Annotated in this window: 17 protein-coding genes; 6 read left to right on the forward strand and 11 right to left on the reverse strand. The window is 71.8% G+C overall.

Translation table 11 applies throughout. From position 1 onward, the window contains the following. The first annotated feature begins 14 nt into the window (after positions 1-14). Positions 15-1385, forward strand: a complete 1371-nt coding sequence (gene pdxR / locus ACWEVP_RS13795) for a MocR-like pyridoxine biosynthesis transcription factor PdxR (protein ID WP_452062879.1) — start codon at positions 15-17, stop codon at positions 1383-1385. Positions 1386-1793: 408 nt separating this feature from the next. Here the strand turns inward: pdxR and ACWEVP_RS13800 are convergent, their stop codons facing one another. The 3 genes from ACWEVP_RS13800 to ACWEVP_RS13810 form a co-directional block, all read right to left on the reverse strand. Beyond that, positions 1794-2519 carry a peptidylprolyl isomerase gene (locus ACWEVP_RS13800; RefSeq protein ID WP_452062880.1) on the reverse strand — a complete coding sequence of 242 codons (726 nt, stop codon included), beginning with the start codon at positions 2517-2519 and terminating at the stop codon, positions 1794-1796. Between the two features lie 380 nt (positions 2520-2899). Then, positions 2900-3865, reverse strand: coding sequence for a methylmalonyl Co-A mutase-associated GTPase MeaB (meaB, locus tag ACWEVP_RS13805; RefSeq protein ID WP_452062881.1), 966 nt, complete (start codon positions 3863-3865; stop codon positions 2900-2902). After that, positions 3866-5053, reverse strand: coding sequence for an acetyl-CoA C-acetyltransferase (locus ACWEVP_RS13810; RefSeq protein ID WP_452062948.1), 1188 nt, complete (start codon positions 5051-5053; stop codon positions 3866-3868). Between the two features lie 137 nt (positions 5054-5190). Here ACWEVP_RS13810 and mce point away from each other — a divergent pair, with 137 nt between their 5' ends. Beyond that, a complete protein-coding gene (gene mce / locus ACWEVP_RS13815; protein WP_364457701.1) occupies positions 5191-5646 on the forward strand; it encodes a methylmalonyl-CoA epimerase in 456 nt (151 codons plus the stop codon). Positions 5647-6271: 625 nt separating this feature from the next. Here the strand turns inward: mce and ACWEVP_RS13820 are convergent. Both ACWEVP_RS13820 and ACWEVP_RS13825 read right to left on the reverse strand, forming a co-directional pair. Further along, a complete protein-coding gene (locus ACWEVP_RS13820; protein WP_452062882.1) occupies positions 6272-6844 on the reverse strand; it encodes a TetR/AcrR family transcriptional regulator in 573 nt (190 codons plus the stop codon). Positions 6845-6861: 17 nt separating this feature from the next. Beyond that, on the reverse strand, positions 6862-7230 hold the full coding sequence (locus ACWEVP_RS13825) for an SPW repeat protein (protein WP_452062883.1): 369 nt from the start codon (positions 7228-7230) through the stop codon (positions 6862-6864). Between the two features lie 202 nt (positions 7231-7432). Between ACWEVP_RS13825 and ccrA the strand changes: the two genes are divergently transcribed. The 4 genes from ccrA to ACWEVP_RS13845 all read left to right on the forward strand — a co-directional run bounded on the left by ccrA (position 7433) and on the right by ACWEVP_RS13845 (position 11784). Then, the gene (gene ccrA / locus ACWEVP_RS13830; protein ID WP_452062884.1) at positions 7433-8773 is read left to right on the forward strand and encodes a crotonyl-CoA carboxylase/reductase; all 1341 of its coding nucleotides are present in this window, start codon (positions 7433-7435) and stop codon (positions 8771-8773) included. Positions 8774-8915: 142 nt separating this feature from the next. Beyond that, a complete protein-coding gene (locus tag ACWEVP_RS13835) occupies positions 8916-10121 on the forward strand; it encodes a chromosome segregation protein (protein WP_452062885.1) in 1206 nt (401 codons plus the stop codon). Positions 10122-10214: 93 nt separating this feature from the next. Next, positions 10215-10667, forward strand: coding sequence for a universal stress protein (locus tag ACWEVP_RS13840; protein ID WP_364457711.1), 453 nt, complete (start codon positions 10215-10217; stop codon positions 10665-10667). A gap of 4 nt (positions 10668-10671) precedes the next feature. Next, on the forward strand, positions 10672-11784 hold the full coding sequence (locus ACWEVP_RS13845) for an adenylate/guanylate cyclase domain-containing protein (protein WP_452062886.1): 1113 nt from the start codon (positions 10672-10674) through the stop codon (positions 11782-11784). On the opposite strand, the gene paaE is transcribed toward ACWEVP_RS13845, so the two are convergent. The 6 genes from paaE to paaZ are packed head-to-tail and all read right to left on the reverse strand — an operon-like array spanning position 11785 to position 17487. Continuing rightward, complete coding sequence (paaE, locus tag ACWEVP_RS13850; RefSeq protein ID WP_452062887.1) at positions 11785-12834, reverse strand: 1,2-phenylacetyl-CoA epoxidase subunit PaaE; 1050 nt, start codon at positions 12832-12834, stop codon at positions 11785-11787. It abuts the gene before it with no gap. A 1-nt stretch (position 12835) separates the two neighbouring features. After that, positions 12836-13324, reverse strand: a complete 489-nt coding sequence (gene paaD, locus ACWEVP_RS13855; RefSeq protein WP_452062888.1) for a 1,2-phenylacetyl-CoA epoxidase subunit PaaD — start codon at positions 13322-13324, stop codon at positions 12836-12838. Then, on the reverse strand, positions 13318-14175 hold the full coding sequence (gene paaC, locus ACWEVP_RS13860) for a 1,2-phenylacetyl-CoA epoxidase subunit PaaC (protein WP_452062889.1): 858 nt from the start codon (positions 14173-14175) through the stop codon (positions 13318-13320). The genes paaD and paaC overlap by 7 nt, the downstream gene beginning before the upstream one ends. Next, a complete protein-coding gene (paaB, locus tag ACWEVP_RS13865; protein ID WP_452062949.1) occupies positions 14172-14486 on the reverse strand; it encodes a 1,2-phenylacetyl-CoA epoxidase subunit PaaB in 315 nt (104 codons plus the stop codon). Before paaB ends, paaC begins: the two co-directional genes overlap by 4 nt. A gap of 38 nt (positions 14487-14524) precedes the next feature. Continuing rightward, a complete protein-coding gene (gene paaA / locus ACWEVP_RS13870; RefSeq protein ID WP_452062890.1) occupies positions 14525-15460 on the reverse strand; it encodes a 1,2-phenylacetyl-CoA epoxidase subunit PaaA in 936 nt (311 codons plus the stop codon). Next, positions 15457-17487: a phenylacetic acid degradation bifunctional protein PaaZ gene (gene paaZ, locus ACWEVP_RS13875; RefSeq protein ID WP_452062891.1), complete on the reverse strand. Its 2031-nt coding sequence runs from the start codon at positions 17485-17487 to the stop codon at positions 15457-15459. The genes paaA and paaZ overlap by 4 nt, the downstream gene beginning before the upstream one ends. Positions 17488-17582: the final 95 nt, after the last annotated feature.

The raw sequence follows: 17582 nt of genomic DNA on the forward strand, positions 1-17582 counted from the left end.
TATGGTCCAGTGACATGGCAGATTCGTGGTCCAGTTCGGGTCTCGACGTCCACTTGGGCTGGGACTCGTCGACCGGTCGCGGCGGCCTCGCCGACGCCATCCGGACGGCGATCCGGGACGGTCGCTGGCAGCCGGGCGCGGCGGTGCCGTCGACCCGCGCGCTGGCGTCCGACCTGGGCGTCGCCCGCGGCACGGTGACGCGGGTGTACGCCGACCTGGCCGCCGAGGGGTACCTGCGCACGGCGCAGGGCGCGCCGACCCGCGTGGCGACGGCGGGTTCGCTGCCCCAGTCCGCGCCGCGGCAGGCGCCCCGCGACCCCGCGCCGCGCTGGGACCTGCGGCCGGGGCGGCCGGACCTGACGGCGTTCCCGCGCCAGGCGTGGATCACCGCGACCCGGCGGGCGCTGCTGCGCACCCCGGCGTCGGCGTTCGGCTACGAGTCGGAGCTGGGCGCACCCGAGCTGCGGGACACGTTGGCCGGGTACCTCGGCCGGGCCCGCGGGGTGGTCGCCGACCCGGCGCGGATCGTGGTGTGCCACGGGTATTCGCACGCGATAGCGGTGCTGTCCCGGGCCTTGTTCTCCCTGGGTGTCGGCGAAATGGCGTTCGAGAACCCGTCGCTGGGCATGTACCGCTCGATCGCCGCGGCGCAGGGCCCGCGGGTGGTCGGGGTGCCGGTGGACGAGCACGGCCTCGACGTGTCCGCTTTGGACAGTCCGGCGGTGGTCGTGACGGCGGCGCACCAGTACCCGACGGGCGTGACGCTGGCCCCGCACCGCCGCGCGGCCCTGACCCGCTCCGACGCGATCGTGCTGGAGGACGACTACGACGGCGAGTTCCGCTTCGACCGCCAGCAGGTGGGGGCGCTGCAGGCGCTGGCCCCGGAGCGGGTGGTGTACGCGGGCACGGCGAGCAAGACGCTGGCGCCCGCCTTGCGCCTCGCGTGGCTGGTGCTGCCTCGGAAGCTGGTGGAGCCGGTCCGCGCGGCGATGGCCGACAGCGGGTCACGTCCGGCGATGCTGAACCAGCTGGCGCTGGCGGAGCTGATCGACTCGGGCGCGTACGACCAGCACGTCCGCCGCAGCCGGGCGGAGTACCGCTCGCGGCGGGTCCGGCTGCTGGCGGCGTTGCCGGAAACTGTCCGCCCCCAGGGCATCGCGGCGGGGTTGCACTTGTTGTTGATGCTGCCATCGGAGGGGCCCTCGGAGGCGACGGCGCTGGCGGCGTGCCGCCGGAGGGCGATCGGCATCGAGGGGCTGAGTGGGTACTGGATGGATCCGGGCCGCCCGGGAGGCTTGATCGTGGGTTACGCGGCGACACCGAAGCACGCGTTCGCGGGCGCGACCCAGACGCTGGTGGAAGCGCTGTGGGAGATCACCGCTTGACCGCGGGCGGGCAGTGAGCCACCCAAGCCGCCGCTGCAGGTGCCACCTTCCAGCGCCGGCTACCTCTTCGGCCGCCTACCCGCGCTCACCACCGCGCCAACCCCGACCCCGGCCGTCTGCGGGCCACCCTGCCGAGCCGCCTCACTCCCAGCCGCCCGCACGCCACCCCGCCAAGCTGCCCTCCCCAGGCCGCACCCCGCCAAACCGCCTCACCCGCGGCCGTCCGCGGGCCACCCTGCCGAGCCGCCCCACCCCCAGCCGCCCGCACGCCACCCCGCCAAACCACCCTCCCCAGGCCGCACTCCGCCAAGCCGCCCCACCCCCAGCCGTCAGCGAACCGCGCCGCCAAGCCACCCCGTCCCCGGCCGTCCGCGGGCCACCCCTTCCGGAGCGGCCCGCGGGCAACCGTCAGAACCAGCAGCCGGGCCGGACCCGGATCAGCTCGGTTCGCAGCACCGGCGTCCCGTCGACCGGCGCGGGGTCCTCCGCCGTCGGCTGGATCCCGCCCGCGGCCACATTGTCGAGTGTCTTCAGCCCTTCGGCCCCGACCGTGCCGAACACCGTGTAGTTCGGCCGCAGCGCGGAATCGCCGTACACGACGAAGAACTGCGAACCGTTCGTGTCCGGGCCCGCGTTGGCCATCGCCAGCAACCCGCGCGCGTACACCCGCCGCGCGCCGGTCGGGTCGGTCGGTGCCGGCGGCAGGTCCACCGGCAGCTCGTCCTTGTACTTGTACCCCGGCCCGCCCTCGCCGGTCGCGCTCGGGTCGCCGCACTGCAGGACCTTCAACGTCGGGTAAGCGGTCAGCCGGTGGCACACCGTGTGGTCGTAGAACCGGTGCCGCGCCAGGTGCAGGAAGCTCTGCACGGTGCACGGCGCCTTCGCGCGGTCGAGGGTCAGCGGCAGCGCGCCCTGGCTGGTCGGGACGGCGACGTCGACCTTCCCGCGGCTCGGTGTGTGCCGCGGATCGGGCGGCAACGGCACCGGCCGAGCGGCCGGCTCGTCCGGCGTCTCGGTGTACTGGCACGGCCCGTGCGTCGTCTTCGGCGGCGGCGCGTCGGCCGCGGCGGCGACGCCGTTGCCCGCCACGAACAACGCGCCGGCCGCCAGCGCGGTGACGAGTGACTTCTTCATCCTGCACGCCCTCCCAGTGATCGCCCGGTTCCGGAGCGTTCCGCAGTCTAGGGCCCGGCACCGACAGGAATAACCGGCGAAAGTCGCCCATGTCAGCCCATCGGGTGAATCGAGCGGGCGGCCCCCGGAAATTGTCGGCCCCCCGGCGCACGATGGGGATCACGCGGCGAACCCGTCGCGACGAGAAGGGGGAAGTCATGGCTCACCGTCGAAGAACCGTTGTGGTGGCTGCGTTTTCGACGCTGCTCGGGATCGCGGTGGCGTTCCGGAAGCGGCGACAGCCTCCGCAGGTTGCCTGCGACAGTCCCGCCGATGAGCCCTCGCCCGGCGCAACCTCGACCCGGCAGCCCCACAGCCCGCAGGCCCCGCCCGGCGGGACCTCAACTCCGCAGGTCGGCGATCAGCTCATCCGCGGCGGCGAACGGGTCGAGCTCCCGCGCCACCACCCGCTCGGCCACCCCGGCCAGCCGCCCGCCGCCGCGCAGATCCGCCAGCTCGGCCCGCAACCGCCGCAGCGCGATGGCCTCGACTTCGTCGCGTGCCCGCGCGATCCGGCGCCGGGCCAGCTCGTCGTGGGCCACCAGCCAGTCGTGGTGCGCGGCCAGCGCCGCCACCACCTCGTCGACACCTTCGCCCTTCGCCGCGACAGTCCGCACGATCGGCTGGCGCCAGCTCGCGCCCCGGATCTCGCGGCGTGCCAGCGAAATCATCTGCTTGAGGTCGTGCACCGTCGCGTCGGCACCTTCGCGGTCGGCCTTGTTCACGACGAAGACGTCCGCGATCTCCAACACCCCGGCTTTCGCGGCCTGGATCCCGTCGCCCATCCCCGGCGCGAGCAGCACCACCGTGGTGTCGGCCAGCTTCACGACGTCCACTTCGGACTGTCCGACGCCGACGGTCTCGATCAGCACGACGTCGAAGCCGGCGGCGTCGAGCACACGCACCGCCTGCGGGGTCGCCCACGACAGCCCGCCGAGGTGCCCGCGGGTGGCCATCGAGCGGATGAACACGCCGGGGTCGGTGGCGTGCTCGGTCATCCGGATCCGGTCTCCGAGCAGCGCTCCGCCCGAAAACGGCGAAGACGGGTCGATGGCGAGGACCCCGACCCGCTTGCCCTCCGCGCGCAGCGCGGTGAGCAGCGCCGACGTCGAGGTCGACTTGCCGACGCCCGGCGGGCCGGTGAGCCCGACGACCCGGGCTCGCCCGGTGTGCGGGGTCAGCGCCCGCGCGATCTCGGCGACGCGGGGGTGGGCGTCTTCGACGAGAGACAGCAGCCGCGCGACGGCACGGGGTTGCCCGTCCCGTGCGCGGCCGACCAGGTCGTCGAGGTCGAGTGCACCGGCCACTTACGCGGAGGGCACCCGCAGCAGGAGGGCGTCGCCCTGGCCGCCGCCACCGCACAGGGCGGCCGCGCCGAGCCCGCCACCGCGGCGGCGCAGCTCGTGGATGAGGTGCACGGCGAGCCGGGCACCGGAGGCGCCGATCGGGTGGCCGAGGGCGATGGCGCCGCCGTTGACGTTGACCTTCTCCGGGTCGAGGCCGAGCTTCTCCGTCGAGACCAGCCCGACGGCGGCGAAGGCCTCGTTGATCTCGACGAGGTCGAGCGCGTCGGCGGTGAGGTTCGCCTTCGCGAGGGCGGCGAGGATGGCGTTCGACGGCTGCTCGTGCAGGCTGGCGTCCGGCCCGGCGACGACACCGTGCGCGCCGATCTCGGCGAGCGGCGTGAGGCCGAGCTCCTCGGCCTTGGCCTTACTGGCCACGACGACCGCGGCGGCGCCGTCGGAGATCTGCGAGGCCGAGCCCGCGGTGATCGTGCCGTCGGAGGCGAAGGCGGGGCGCAGCTTCGCGAGGCCGTCGGCGGTGGTGTCGGCGCGGACGCCCTCGTCGGTGTCGAAGACCACCGGGTCGCCCTTGCGCTGCGGGATGGAGACCGGCGCGATCTCGTCGGCGAAGTAGCCGTTCTTGATCGCCTCGGCGGCACGCTGGTGCGAGCGGGCGGAGAACGCATCCTGCTGCTCGCGGGTGACGCCGTAGCGGGAGTTGTACTTCTCCGTCGAGGCGCCCATGGCGACCTGGTCGAAGGCGCAGAAGAGCCCGTCGTAGGCCATGTGGTCGACGAGCGTCGTGTCGCCGTACTTGAAGCCGGAGCGGGACTTGGCCAGCAGGTGCGGCGCCTGGGTCATCGACTCCTGGCCGCCGGCGACGACGAGGTCGAACTCGCCGGCCCGGATGAGCTGGTCGGCGAGCGCGATGGCGTCGAGGCCGGAGAGGCAGACCTTGTTGATCGTCAACGCGGGCACGCTCATCGGGATGCCCGCGGCGACCGCGGCCTGGCGGGCCGGGATCTGGCCGGCGCCGGCGGTGAGCACCTGGCCCATGATCGTGTACTGCACCGCGTCCGGGGCGACCCCGGCGCGTTCGAGGGCCGCCTTGATCGCGACCCCGCCGAGCTGTGCCCCCGTGAAGTCCTTGAGGGAGCCGAGCAGGCGCCCGATCGGCGTACGGGCGGCACCCAGGATCACGGAACCGGACACGGCGTCCTCCAAGCTTCGGCGCATGGGCAGTTTTTCCGACCATACCCGGAGGGCGGGCATCTTGATGGAGCCAGTGTGAGGCGGGGCACGCGAACAATCGGGGTCGACGCCGGCGGGGAGCGCCCTATCCTGCCTCCATGAATGACGCCCTGCGGCCGTTCGTGACGGCCATCGACCACGTCGGCATCGCGGTCCCGGACCTGGACGCGGCCATCGAGTTCCACCGCACGCACTTCGGCCTGGAAGTGGCGCACGAGGAGGTGAACGAAGAGCAGGGGGTGCGCGAGGCGATGCTGCGCGCGCCGGGAACGGCGGGCACGGAGACGCAGATCCAGCTGCTGGCACCGCTGCGCGACGACTCGGCGATCGGCAAGTTCCTGGCGAAGAGCGGCCCGGGCCTGCAGCAGCTGGCGTACCGCGTGTCCGATGTGGACGCGGCGGCGGCCGCCCTGCGCGAGCAGGGCCTGCGCCTGCTGTACGAGGCGGCGAAGCGCGGAACGTCCAACAGCCGGGTGAACTTCGTCCACCCGAAGGACGCGGGCGGAGTCCTGGTCGAACTGGTGGAGCCGGCGAAGGACGGCACCGCGCACTGACGCGAACCGTCCGGGCGCAACAACTCCGGTCCGCGCGAACCGCACGCCGGTGACAACCGAACAAGACGAGGCGGCGGGGGGGGGGAGGGCGGGGCGGGGCCCACAGGCAAGCCGACTGGGCGCTCCTCCTGGCCGCGCACCGATCAGACGCCGTTCCGCCGGCGCCGGCGGCACCCACGCCACTGCGCGCCCCAGTAAGGCGAGCCGCCCCGCGCCCCTCCATGCCGCAAGGCGAGCCGCACCCGCGCCCTTCCATGTCGGCAAGGCAAGCCACACCCGCCGCGCCGCGCACTTGGCAAGGCCCATCAAGCGCGAACCACCCCGGCCGCACGCCGGCAAGGCCGCGCACTCCAGAGCCGTGCAACCCCGCCCCGTTTCGCCGACGCCAGCGTCACCCACGCCACTGCGCGCGCCAGCGAAGCGAGCCGCACCCGCGCCCCTCCGTACCGGCAAGGCGAGCCACACCCGCCGCGCCACGCACTCGACAAGGTGAGCCACACCCGCCGCGCCGCGCACCCGGCAAGGCCCATCGAGCACGAACCACCCCAGCCGCACGCTGGCAAGGCCGCGCACCCCAAAGCCGTGCAACCCCGCCCCGTTCCGCCGACGCCAGCGCCGGCGGCACCTAAGCCGGCGCGGTCTTCGAGGCGAGAGCGTCGGCGATGAACGTCAGCTCGCCGTCGAATTCGGCGGGCAGGTCGTCGTCCGAATGGCGGGCCGTCGCGTGGCGGTGGCTGACCGCGCGGGCCAGCAGCCCCGATGCCCGCTCGACGTCCGCGGACGGCACCGCGCCGCCCGTCGCCGCCAGGATCACCGCGCGGACCTGGCGCACCAGCACCTGGAAGCGTTCGTGGAGGGCGTCGCGGACGACGTGGTGGGTGTCGGCTTCGCGCCACAGCAGGTGCGAGAGACCGAGCGACCGGCTGAAGCCGTGGTCGAGTTCGCGGACCAGGCGCCGCAGGCTGCCCGCCAGATCTCCGGGGACGACGACCACGGCCGGCTCGATGCGCTCGTCGGGCAGCCGCTCGACGAGCGCGGTGAGCAGGTCCGCCTTGTGCCGGAAGTAGTAGTGCACCAGCCCCTTCGGCACCCCGGCCCGCTCCGCGATGCGGGAGGTCGGGGTGGCGTCGAAGCCGGACTCGGCGAAGAGCGCCTCGGCGGCGCAGAGGATGCGCTCCCTCGCCGAATCCTCGGTCATGCGTGCCTCCTGCGGCGTCAGTGCTGGCCGGCGGTGCGGTGCGCGGCGTTCGCGACCGGCATCGCTGCCGCTCCGGCGACTACCGTCAGCACCCCGGCGATCCAGGACGTCCAGGAAGCGCCGTTGAACTCGGTGTACCCCATCACCCACGGCGCGATGAACAGCAGCACGCCGAGCGCGATCTGGATGCCTTCGCCGTAGACCATGCCCGGCATCGCCAGCGAGACCAGGCCGTCGAGTGCGATCAAGGCGCCCAGGACGACCATCGTCCACATCGCGGTCGTGTCCGTGCTCAGCCAAAGGGGTGAAAGAGCGGCGACCACCCCGATGACGACCTCGGCCCAATCGTGGGGCCGGGTCCACGCGCGCGTAGAGACTTCACTCATTCGTGCTCACCTCCGTAGGTGAAACTGCTGGTCGGGTGGGTGTACCCACCGCCGATGATCCGCTTGACTGGCCGGCCGGTCAAGACTGGTCGGTCACAGTTCGACGTGTAATCGTGCTGTCCGTCTCGTACAGTTGTGGGCCCGTGTTACCCGCGAGTAATTTCTGCCGCCAACGCACCCCACGTCTCCCGCGGAGGAACCGATGACGCAGCTCGGCGAGATCCAGCAGGCCATCCTGAACGGCGAGTCCGCCGCGGTCGGGTCCTTGCCCGTGCCCGAGAGCTACCGCGGGGTGACCGTGCACGCCGACGAGGTCGACATGTTCGAGGGCCTCGAAAGCCGGGACAAGGACCCGCGCAAGTCGCTGCACGTCGACGACGTCCCCGTCCCCGAGCTGGGCCCGGGCGAGGCGCTGGTCGCCGTGATGGCCAGCGCCATCAACTACAACACCGTGTGGACGTCGATCTTCGAACCGATCCCCACGTTCAAGTTCCTGAAGAAGTACGGGAAGCTCTCGCCGCTGGCCAAGCGGCACGACCTGCCCTACCACGTGGTCGGCTCGGACCTGTCCGGCGTCGTGCTGCGGACCGGCGTCGGCGTGCACAACTGGAAGCCGGGCGACGAGGTCGTCGCGCACTGCCTGAACGTCGAGCTCGAAGGCCCGGACGGGCACAACGACACGATGCTCGACACCGAGCAGCGGATCTGGGGCTTCGAGACGAACTTCGGCGGGCTCGCCGAGGTCGCGCTGGTCAAGGCCAACCAGCTGATGCCGAAGCCGGACCACCTGACCTGGGAGGAAGCCGCCTCCCCCGGGCTGGTCAACTCGACCGCCTACCGCCAGCTCGTCTCGCGCAACGGCGCGGACATGAAGCAGGGTGACGTCGTCCTGATCTGGGGCGCTTCCGGTGGCCTCGGCTCCTACGCGACGCAGTACGCGCTGAACGGCGGCGCGATCCCCGTCTGCGTCGTCTCCAGCCCGGAGAAGGCCGCGATCTGCCGCAAGCTCGGCGCCGAGCTGATCATCGACCGCAGCGCCGAGGACTACAAGTTCTGGAAGTCCGACACCGAGCAGGACCCGAAGGAGTGGCAGCGCTTCGGCGCGAAGATCCGCGAGCTGACTGGCGGCGACGACCCGGACATCGTGTTCGAGCACCCGGGCCGGGAGACGTTCGGCGCGTCCGTCTACGCCGCGCGCAAGGGCGGCACGATCGTCACCTGCGCCTCGACGTCGGGGTACATGCACCAGTACGACAACCGCTACCTGTGGATGAACCTCAAGCGGATCATCGGCTCGCACTTCGCGAACTACCGCGAGTCCTGGGAGGCCAACCGCCTGATCGCGAAGGGCCTGATCCACCCGACGCTGTCGAAGACGTACTCGCTCGAAGAGACCGGGCAGGCCGCCCTCGACGTCCACCGCAACGCCCACCAGGGCAAGGTCGGCGTGCTCGCGCTCGCTCCGCAGGAAGGCCTCGGCGTCCGCGACGAAGAGAAGCGTGCGAAGCACATCGAGGGGATCAACGCCTTCCGCGGCGCCTGAGTTCGCCGGGCCGGCCCCGGTGGCGGAAACCGCCGGGGTCCGGCCCGATCGGGCCAGTTCCTCCCGCCGCACCACACGGCTCGTTCGGCGCACCGCACGGGTGCTCACCCTTCCGTGACCCGGCTGCGACTACGGTAGGCCCATGAGCCTTGGCGATGAACGGGAGCTTGTGCCGCTGGGAGCCGGCTTCGACGTGGCGAAGCGCGGGTACAGCCGAGCGCAGGTCGACGAGCACCTCGAACGGCTGGACGCCGACCTCAAGATGCTCACCGCCGACCGGGACGCGGCCATCGCGCAGGCCGGCGACCTGGCCCGGCAGCTGGAGATCGCGCGCGGCGAGATCGCGGACCTGCGCGGGCAGGTCGACCGGCTCGCCCAGCCGCCGACGAGCGTCGAAGGCCTCTCCGAACGGCTGCAGCGGATGCTGCGCCTCGCGCAGGACGAGTCCGCCGACACGCGGGCCCGCGCCGAGGCCGAGGCCGGGCACATCCGGGCCAAGGCCGAGACGGACGCGAGCGCCATGCGTGCGCGGTACGAGCAGCTGCTCACCGAGCTCGACCTGCGCCGCAAGGAGATGGAGGCGGAGCACCGCAAGGTGCTCGAGGACGCCCGCGCCGAGGCCAAGAAGATCACCGACGAGGCCGAGGCCGAGCGCAAGCGGCTCGACACCGAGTCCTCCGACCGCCGCACGAAGGTCGAAGAGGACTTCGAGATCGCGATGGCCTCGCGCCGCACCGAGGCGATGCGCGTGCTGGCCGAGCAGGAGGCCGCGAGCAAGGCCGAGGCCGCCCGCCGCGTCCAGGAGGCGACGCAGGACGCCGCCGACATCCGCGCGAAGGTCCTCGAAGAGGAAAAGGCCGCGAAGGCGGACATCGAACGCCGTCAGCGCGAGTCCGTAGCGGAGGCGAACAAGCGCCGTCAGGACTCGATCACCGAGGCGAACGCCCGGCTCGCGGAGGCCGCCGACGAGGCGCGGCGCCGCGTGACGACGGCGACCGAGGAGTCGAACCGGCGGATCACCCAGGCCAACGAGCGCGTCGACGCGCTGCGGAAGGTGCGCGGCGGGCTGGCCGAGCAGGTCCGCGCGGCGCGGGCGGTGCTGGCCGAGGCGCACACCGTCCTCGGCGACGAGGTCAAGGTCCCCGCGGACGTCACCGCCGATCTGAAGGCCGAAGACCTCAAGGCGGCCGACACCGGGAAGACGGCGCCGGTGGGTGACGTCGAGGAGACGATCCGGATCAAGGCGTCCGACGTCCCGAAGCCGAAGCAGGCCCCCAAGCCGGCTCCCAAGCCCGCGCCGAAGCCGGCTCCGCGGGCGAGCGGAGCGCAGAAAGCGACTGGCGAGTAACCTTCCACCCGACACGGGCGCGGACGAGCCTGCGCGGTCGGTACCGACCGGTTATCGTCCCTGCTCACGCGGGAAAACGTGGAGGTTTTGCGCATGGGTGCGGCATATCGGACCGTGGTGGTGGGCACGGACGGCTCGGAGTCCTCGTTCGCGGCGGTGGACCGCGCGGCGGCGGTGGCCGGCGATGCGGGCGCCACGCTCGTCATCGCGTGTGCGTACTACCCGGCCAGCAAGTCCGACGTCGACAAGGCCCAGGACGTCCTCGGCGACGAGGCGTACCAGGTCGTCGGCTCGGCCCCGGCCGAGGACACGCTGCAGTCGGCGCGGGACCGCGCCACGAAGGCGGGCGCGGAGAAGATCGACACGGTCGCGGTCAAGGGCGACCCGGTCGACTCGCTGCGCAAGGTCGTGCACGAGCGCGAGGCCGACCTGCTGGTGGTCGGCAACCGCGGGCTGAACACGATCGCCGGCCGGATCCTGGGCTCGGTGCCGTCGGAGGTGGCGCGCAAGTCCGGTGTGGACGTGCTGATCGTCCACACGACCTGAGCCGGTGACCGAACCGAGCGAGGAGCTCCAGCAGCGGCTCGAGCGCGTCCTGCTCGGCGGCAGGCGGAAGTACACCCGGCTGGAAGTGGCCGAAAAGGCCGGCGTGCCCGACGAACGGTCACGCCGGCTCTGGCGCGCGCTGGGGTTCGCGACGGTCCGCGACGACGAGGTCGTCTTCACCGACGCCGACGTCGAGGCGATGCGGACGGCGGACCAGCTGGTCCAGTCGGGACTGATCGACCCGAGCATCGAGGTGTCGGTGACGCGCGCGCTCGGCCAGCACCTGTCGCGGCTGGCCGAGTGGCAGGTCGACATGCTGTGGCAGCTGATCGAGGAGCAGCCGGAGCTGGGGCGCAGCGAGCGCCAGGTGACGCGCCTGGTCGACCGGCTGCTGCCGGAGCTCGAGCGGGTCCAGAACTTCGTCTGGCGCCGTCACCTGGCGGCGTACGCGGGCCGGGCGTTCGCGGCCGCGGGCGACAACGTGGAGGCGCGCACCGAGGTGGTCGGGTTCGTCGACATGGTGGGCTACACGCGCCTGACGCGCCAGATCGACGAGGAGGAGCTGAGCCGGGTCCTGGACGCGTTCGAGACCCTGGCGACGGAGGTGATCGCCGAGCACCACGGCCGCGTGGTGAAGATGATCGGCGACGAGGTCCTGTTCGTCGCCGATTCGGCGGTCGACGCGGCGGAGATCGCGCTGACGCTGACGGAGCGCACGTCGGCGGACGAAACCCTGCCGGCGGTCCGGGCGGGAATGGCGTCGGGCCGGATCCTGTCCCGCTTCGGCGACGTGTACGGCTCGGTGGTCAACCTGGCGGCCCGCCTGACGTCGGTGGCCCGCCCGGGGACGATCCTGGTGGACCGGGAGCTGGCTTCGGAGCTTTCGGAGGAGAAGGCGTACGAGCTGAGAATGCGCCGTCCGGTGACGGTCCGCGGGTACAACCGCCTGCGCCCGGCAGCGCTTCGGCGGGCGAGTGAGGCGCCGAGCGGGATGTTCGCGAGTTCGCAGCAGCTGGCGGCGGAGATGCTGGGGTTGACGGACCCGACAGCCCCGCAGGTCACGGAGGAGGAGCCGGAGTCACGCCCCCGCCGCCGTCGGCGAGGGCGTATCCGCTGATCAGGCGTCGAAGTCGACGGTGACTTCCTCCGAGACCGGGTACGACTGGCACGTCAGCACGAACCCCGCCTCGACCTCCGACTCCTCCAGTGCGAAGTTACGCCGCAGGTCCACCTTTCCCTCCGTCACCCGCGCCCGGCAGGTTCCGCACACTCCGCCCTTGCACGCGAACGGCAGGTCCGGGCGGAACTTCTGGGCTCCGTCCAGCACCGACGACGTCCGCGGCAGGGTCATCGTCGACGAACGGCCGTCCAGGACCACCTTCACCTCGGACGACTCCCCCGCCACCGCGGGGTCGAGGTGCTCCACCGGGGCCGGTGGCGTGTCCACGTAGAACAGCTCCTGGTGGATCCGCGCGCGGGGCACGTCCAGCGATGCCAGCAGCTCCTGGGCACCGGACACCATCTCGAACGGGCCGCACAGCCACCAATGGTCCACTGAGGACACCGGGACCAACGACGAAAACAGCGCACGCAGCTTGGGCACGTCCAGGCGGCCCGTGAACAGCTCCGCCTCGCGGGGCTCGCGCGACAGCACGTGGATCAGCTCCAAGCGCGAGGGCGCCCGGTCCTTCAGGTCCGCCAGCTCGTCCGCGAACATCACCGTGTCCGTGCGGCGGTTGCCGTACAGCACCGTCACCGTCGCGTCCGGTGTGTCCAGCAGCGAGGACACGATCGACAGCACCGGCGTGATGCCCGAGCCCGCCGCGATCAGCACGTGGTGACCACCCGCGGATAGGTCCGGCGTGAACGATCCCGTCGGGGTGGCCACCTCGATCGTGTCGCCCGGGCGAACCTCGTTGACCAGCCACGACGAGAACAAGCCGTCCGGGACCAGGCGGACGCCCACCCGCGGCGCCGCTCCCGCCGGGGCGCAGATCGAGTACGACCGGCGCTCGTCGCGGCCCTCGATCGACCGTCGCAACGTCAGCGACTGGCCCGGCTTGAACGCGAATTCCGACGCCAACGACGACGGCACGTCGAACGTCACCGCGACCGCGTCGTCGCACAACCGCGTGACGCCCGCGACCTTCAGGGGATGGAACGCCACCTCAGATCTCCTTGACGTGTTCGAACGGCTCGGAACACGAACGGCAGCGCCGCAGCGCCTTGCACGCCGTCGCGCCGAAGCGGGACTGCTCCTCGGTGTCCGAAGATCCGCACAGCGGGCAGGAAATCCGCGAGACCGGCGCCGACAGCGTCAGCGGGATCGGACCCGACCGCCGCGGCGCCGCACCCGGGGGCGCGATCCCGGCCGCGGCCAGCTTCTCCCGGCCCGACGAGGAAATCCAGTCCGACGTCCACGCCGGCGTCAGCTGCGTCCGGATCTCGACCTCCGCGTAGCCCGCCGACACCAGCGCGTGCTCCAGGTCGTCGCGCATGGTGTCCATCGCCGGGCAGCCCGTGTACGTCGGGGTGATCGCCACGACCACGCGACCGTCCTCTTCGGACACCGACCGCAGCACGCCCAGGTCGGCCAGGGTCAGCATCGGCAGCTCGGGGTCGGTGACCGTGGCCGCGACCGCTTCCGCCGTCACCATTTCGCGTCCGGCATCGCCCGGGCCACGCTCTGCAGCTCCGCCAGGAGGTACCCGAAAGACTCGGTGTGGACGCCGTCGCGGCCCGTCCGGCCCGAGACGCCGGCCAGCTCACCGGAAGCCGGCCGCACCAAACCAGCCGCGGACAGCGCCTGGTCCAGGACGAGATCGAACTCCGGCCGCAGCGAAGCCGCGTCCACCAGCTCAAGCGGATGCATGCGGAACAGCTCCCCGACGTACGGCCAGACCGCGTCGAGGCCCTCCTGCATCCGCTCGTGCGACAGCGGCGTCCCGTCGCCGAGGCGGACCAGCCACTGCGCCGCGTAGTCGCGGTGGTAGGTCACCTCCTTGACGCCCTTGTCCGCGATGGCCGCCAGCACCGGGTCCACTGAGGACACCAGCCGCTGCAGCAGCGCCAGCCGCCACGTCGAGAACACGAACAGCCGCGCGATCAGGTGCCCGAAGTGGCCGCCGCCCAGCTCCGCGAGCCGGACGTTGCGGAACTCGTTCTCCGCCCGCAGGAAAGCGAACGAGTCCTCGGTGCGCCCCGAACCGTCGGCCTTGCCGGCTCGCGCGAGCAGCAGCCGTGCCTGGCCGAGCAGGTCGAGGGCGATGTTCGCGATGGCGACCTCGTCCTCCAGCTCGGGCGCGTTCGTGCACCACTCCTGCAGCCGGTGGGAGAAGATCAGCGCGTCGTCGCCCAGCATCAGGCAGTAGGCGGCCAGCCGCGCACCGTCCACACCGGACGGCACCGACGTGTCCACTCCGGACAGCGGGTCCTCGAAGCCGGTGCCGAACGCCCAGCGGGCGTCGTTCTCCTCGGTCAGCGACTCGTAGACGTTGTCGAAACTCATATGTGCGGCACCTCCTCGGGGATGTCGTAGAACGTCGGGTGCCGGTAGACCTTGTCGCCGCTGGGCGCGAAGAACGGGTCCTTCTCGTCCGGCGACGACGCCGTGATGTCCGAAGCGCGAACGACCCAGATCGACACGCCCTCGTTGCGGCGGGTGTAGAGGTCACGCGCGTGGTGCAGCGCCATCTGGTCGTCGGCCGCGTGCAGCGACCCGACGTGGACGTGGTTCAGCCCGCGCTTGCCGCGCACGAACACCTCGTACAGCGGCCAGTCGTGCTTGACCGGGCCGGGTTCGGCCGGGACGCCTTCCAGCGGGACGGCGCCGTGGCCGCCTTCGGCAGTCAGGTCGCTCACTTGCGCTCCTCGTTCTTCTTCGCGTGCGCCACCGCGGCCTCACGCACCCACGCGCCTTCGTCGTGGGCGCGGCGCCGGTGCTCGATCCGTGACGCGTTGCACGGGCCGTTGCCCTTCAACACGTTCTTGAACTCGTCCCAGTCGACGGCACCGAAGTCGTAGTGCCCGCGCTCGGAGTTCCACTTCAGGTCGGGGTCCGGGAACGTGACGCCCAGCGCTTCGGCCTGCGGCACCGACATGTCGACGAACCGCTGCCGCAGCTCGTCGTTGGTGTGGCGCTTGATCTTCCACGCCATCGACTGCGCGGTGTTCGGCGAATCGGCGTCCGGCGGGCCGAACATCATCAGCGACGGCCACCACCAGCGGTTCACGGCCTCCTGGACCATCTCCCGCTGCTGTTGTGTCCCGCGCATCATGGTCATCAGCAGCTCGTAGCCCTGCCGCTGGTGGAAGGACTCCTCCTTGCAGATCCGGATCATCGCCCGCGCGTACGGCCCGTACGACGACCGGCACAGCGGTACCTGGTTGCAGATCGCCGCGCCGTCGACCAGCCAGCCGATCACGCCGACGTCGGCGAAGGTCAGTGTCGGGTAGTTGAAGATCGACGAGTACTTCTGCTTGCCGGTGATGAGCTTGTCGGTCAGGTCCGCGCGGTCCGCGCCCAGCGTCGCCGCCGCGGAGTACAGGTAGAGCCCGTGGCCGGCCTCGTCCTGGACCTTGGCCAGCAGGATCGCCTTGCGCCGCAGCGACGGCGCCCGCGTGATCCAGTTGCCCTCGGGCTGCATGCCGATGATCTCCGAGTGCGCGTGCTGCGCGATCTGCCGGATCATCGTCTTGCGGTAGCCCTCGGGCACCCAGTCGCGCGGTTCGATGCGCTGGTCGCGCTCGATGGTGTGCTCGAAGTGCTCTTCGAGCGAAACGGTGGCGGTCACGGCTGCTCCTTCGACACGAGCGTCAGGACGTCGTACTTCGCGACGGACTCGCCCTCGGCGTTGGTGACGTCGGCGTCCCAGCGGACCTCGCCGTACTCCTGGTCGATCCGCGGGGTGATCTGCTTGGCGGTCAACGTCACCGTCAGCGAGTCGCCGACCTTGACCGGGGTCAGGAAGCGCAGGTTCTCCAGGCCGTAGTTGGCCAGCACCGGGCCCGGCTCGGGCGAGACGAACAGCCCGGCCGCGAACGAGACGACCAGGTAGCCGTGCGCGACGATCCCGCCGAACAGCGGGTTCGCGGCTGCCGCCTCCGGGTCGGTGTGGGCGTAGAAGGTGTCGCCGGTGAACTCGGCGAAGTGGTCGACGTCTTCCTGGGTGACCGTGCGCGGGCCGGCGACGACCGAGTCGCCGATCTTCAGCTCGGCCAGGGACTTGCGGAACGGGTGGACGTCACCTTCGGTCCGTGGGGCGCCGGTGACCCAGCGGCCGGTCACCGAAGACAGCACGGCGGGCGAGCCCTGCACGGCGGTGCGCTGCATGTGGTGCAGCACGCCGCGGATGCCGCCCATCTCCTCGCCGCCGCCCGCCCGGCCGGGGCCGCCGTGGACCAGCTGCGGCATCGGCGAGCCGTGGCCCGTGGACTCCTTCGCGTCGTCGGCGTCGAGCACCAGCAGGCGGCCGTGGAACGGCGCCGCGCCGAGGACGACCTCGCGCACGAACTCCTTGTCCGCGCTGACCACGGACCCGGCGAGACTGCCGCCACCGCGCGCGGCGAAGTCGACGACCTGCTCGGTGGACGTGTACGGCATGAGCGTCGAGACCGGGCCGAACGCCTCGACCTCGTGCGGCTCGGTGCGCTCGGGGTCGGCCTTGAGCAGCACCGGGGAGATGAAGGCGCCACGCTCGGCGTCCGCGTCGACGACGTCGACCTGCTCCGGGTCGCCGAAGACGACGCTGCCGGCGTCCAGCAGCGCCTTCAGCGACCGCCGGACCTCCTCGCGCTGCTCCAGGCTGGCCAGCGCGCCCATCCGGACGCCTTCGGACGCCGGGTTGCCGACGGTCACCTTCGCGAGCCGCTCGGACGCCGCCGCGGCGACGTCGTCGAGCAGCTCGGCGGGGACGAACGCGCGCCGGATCGCGGTGCACTTCTGGCCCGCCTTGACCGTCATCTCCGTGGTCAGCTGCTTGACGAACAGGTCGAACTCGGTGGTGCCGCGCACCGCGTCCGGACCGAGGATCGAGCAGTTCAGCGAGTCGGCCTCGGCGTTGAACCGGACGGCGTTGCGCACGATCGCCGGGTGCGCCCGCAGCTTCTGCGCCGTCGACGCCGAACCGGTGAAGGACACCAGGTCCTGCGCGGTGACGTGGTCCAGCAGATCGCCGACGCTGCCGGCGACGAACTGCAGCGAGCCCTCGGGCAGGATCCCGGACTCGATGATCAGCTCGACCAGCCGCGCGGTCAGGTACGCCGTCGAGCTGGCCGGCTTGACCAGGCTCGGGACACCGGCGAGGAACGCGGGCGCGAACTTCTCGAGCGGTCCCCACACCGGGAAGTTGAACGCGTTGATCTGCACCGCGACCCCCCGCAGCGGGGTCGCGATGTGCTGGGCGACGAACGTGCCCCCGCGCGACAGCGGCTCGACGTTGCCTTCGACGTAGACAGTGTCGTTCGGCAGCTCCCGCTTGCCCTTCGAGGCGTAGCTGAACAGGACGCCGATGCCGCCGTCGATGTCGAACTTCGAGTCACCGAGCGTGGCGCCGGTGCGCGCCGAGAGCGCGTACAGCTCTTCGCGGTGCTCGCGCAGGTGCGAAGCCAGGGCCTTCAGCAGGGCGGCGCGCTGGTGGAACGTCAGCTCGCGCAGCGCCGGACCGCCGACGCGGCGGCCGTGCTCCAGCGCCCCCGCGAAGTCGACACCCTTCGACGAGATCCGGGCGACCTCCTCGCCCGTGGCCGCGTCGTGCAGCGGGACGCCTTCGTCCGCCGCCGTGTGCCACTCCCCGGAGACGTAGGTGCGCAGCAATGCCATCAGGTCCGACCTCTCCCGCCGAATTACCTACCGGACGTTCAGTAATCGCCATGGTAACCGCAGGCCGGGGAGATCGGAAGGGGCGACGCTTGACA

Source organism: Amycolatopsis sp. NPDC003865 (assembly GCF_053605345.1).

Coding starts and splice junctions, on each gene's coding strand:
- pdxR (WP_452062879.1), top strand. CDS start 15: ATGGCAGATTCGTGGTCCAGTTCGGGTCTCGACGTCCACTTGGGCTGG.
- ACWEVP_RS13800 (WP_452062880.1), bottom strand. CDS start 2,519: ATGAAGAAGTCACTCGTCACCGCGCTGGCGGCCGGCGCGTTGTTCGTG.
- mce (WP_364457701.1), top strand. CDS start 5,191: ATGAATGACGCCCTGCGGCCGTTCGTGACGGCCATCGACCACGTCGGC.
- ACWEVP_RS13820 (WP_452062882.1), bottom strand. CDS start 6,844: ATGACCGAGGATTCGGCGAGGGAGCGCATCCTCTGCGCCGCCGAGGCG.
- ACWEVP_RS13825 (WP_452062883.1), bottom strand. CDS start 7,230: ATGAGTGAAGTCTCTACGCGCGCGTGGACCCGGCCCCACGATTGGGCC.
- ccrA (WP_452062884.1), top strand. CDS start 7,433: ATGACGCAGCTCGGCGAGATCCAGCAGGCCATCCTGAACGGCGAGTCC.
- ACWEVP_RS13835 (WP_452062885.1), top strand. CDS start 8,916: ATGAGCCTTGGCGATGAACGGGAGCTTGTGCCGCTGGGAGCCGGCTTC.
- ACWEVP_RS13840 (WP_364457711.1), top strand. CDS start 10,215: ATGGGTGCGGCATATCGGACCGTGGTGGTGGGCACGGACGGCTCGGAG.
- paaD (WP_452062888.1), bottom strand. CDS start 13,324: ATGGTGACGGCGGAAGCGGTCGCGGCCACGGTCACCGACCCCGAGCTG.
- paaC (WP_452062889.1), bottom strand. CDS start 14,175: ATGAGTTTCGACAACGTCTACGAGTCGCTGACCGAGGAGAACGACGCC.
- paaZ (WP_452062891.1), bottom strand. CDS start 17,487: ATGGCATTGCTGCGCACCTACGTCTCCGGGGAGTGGCACACGGCGGCG.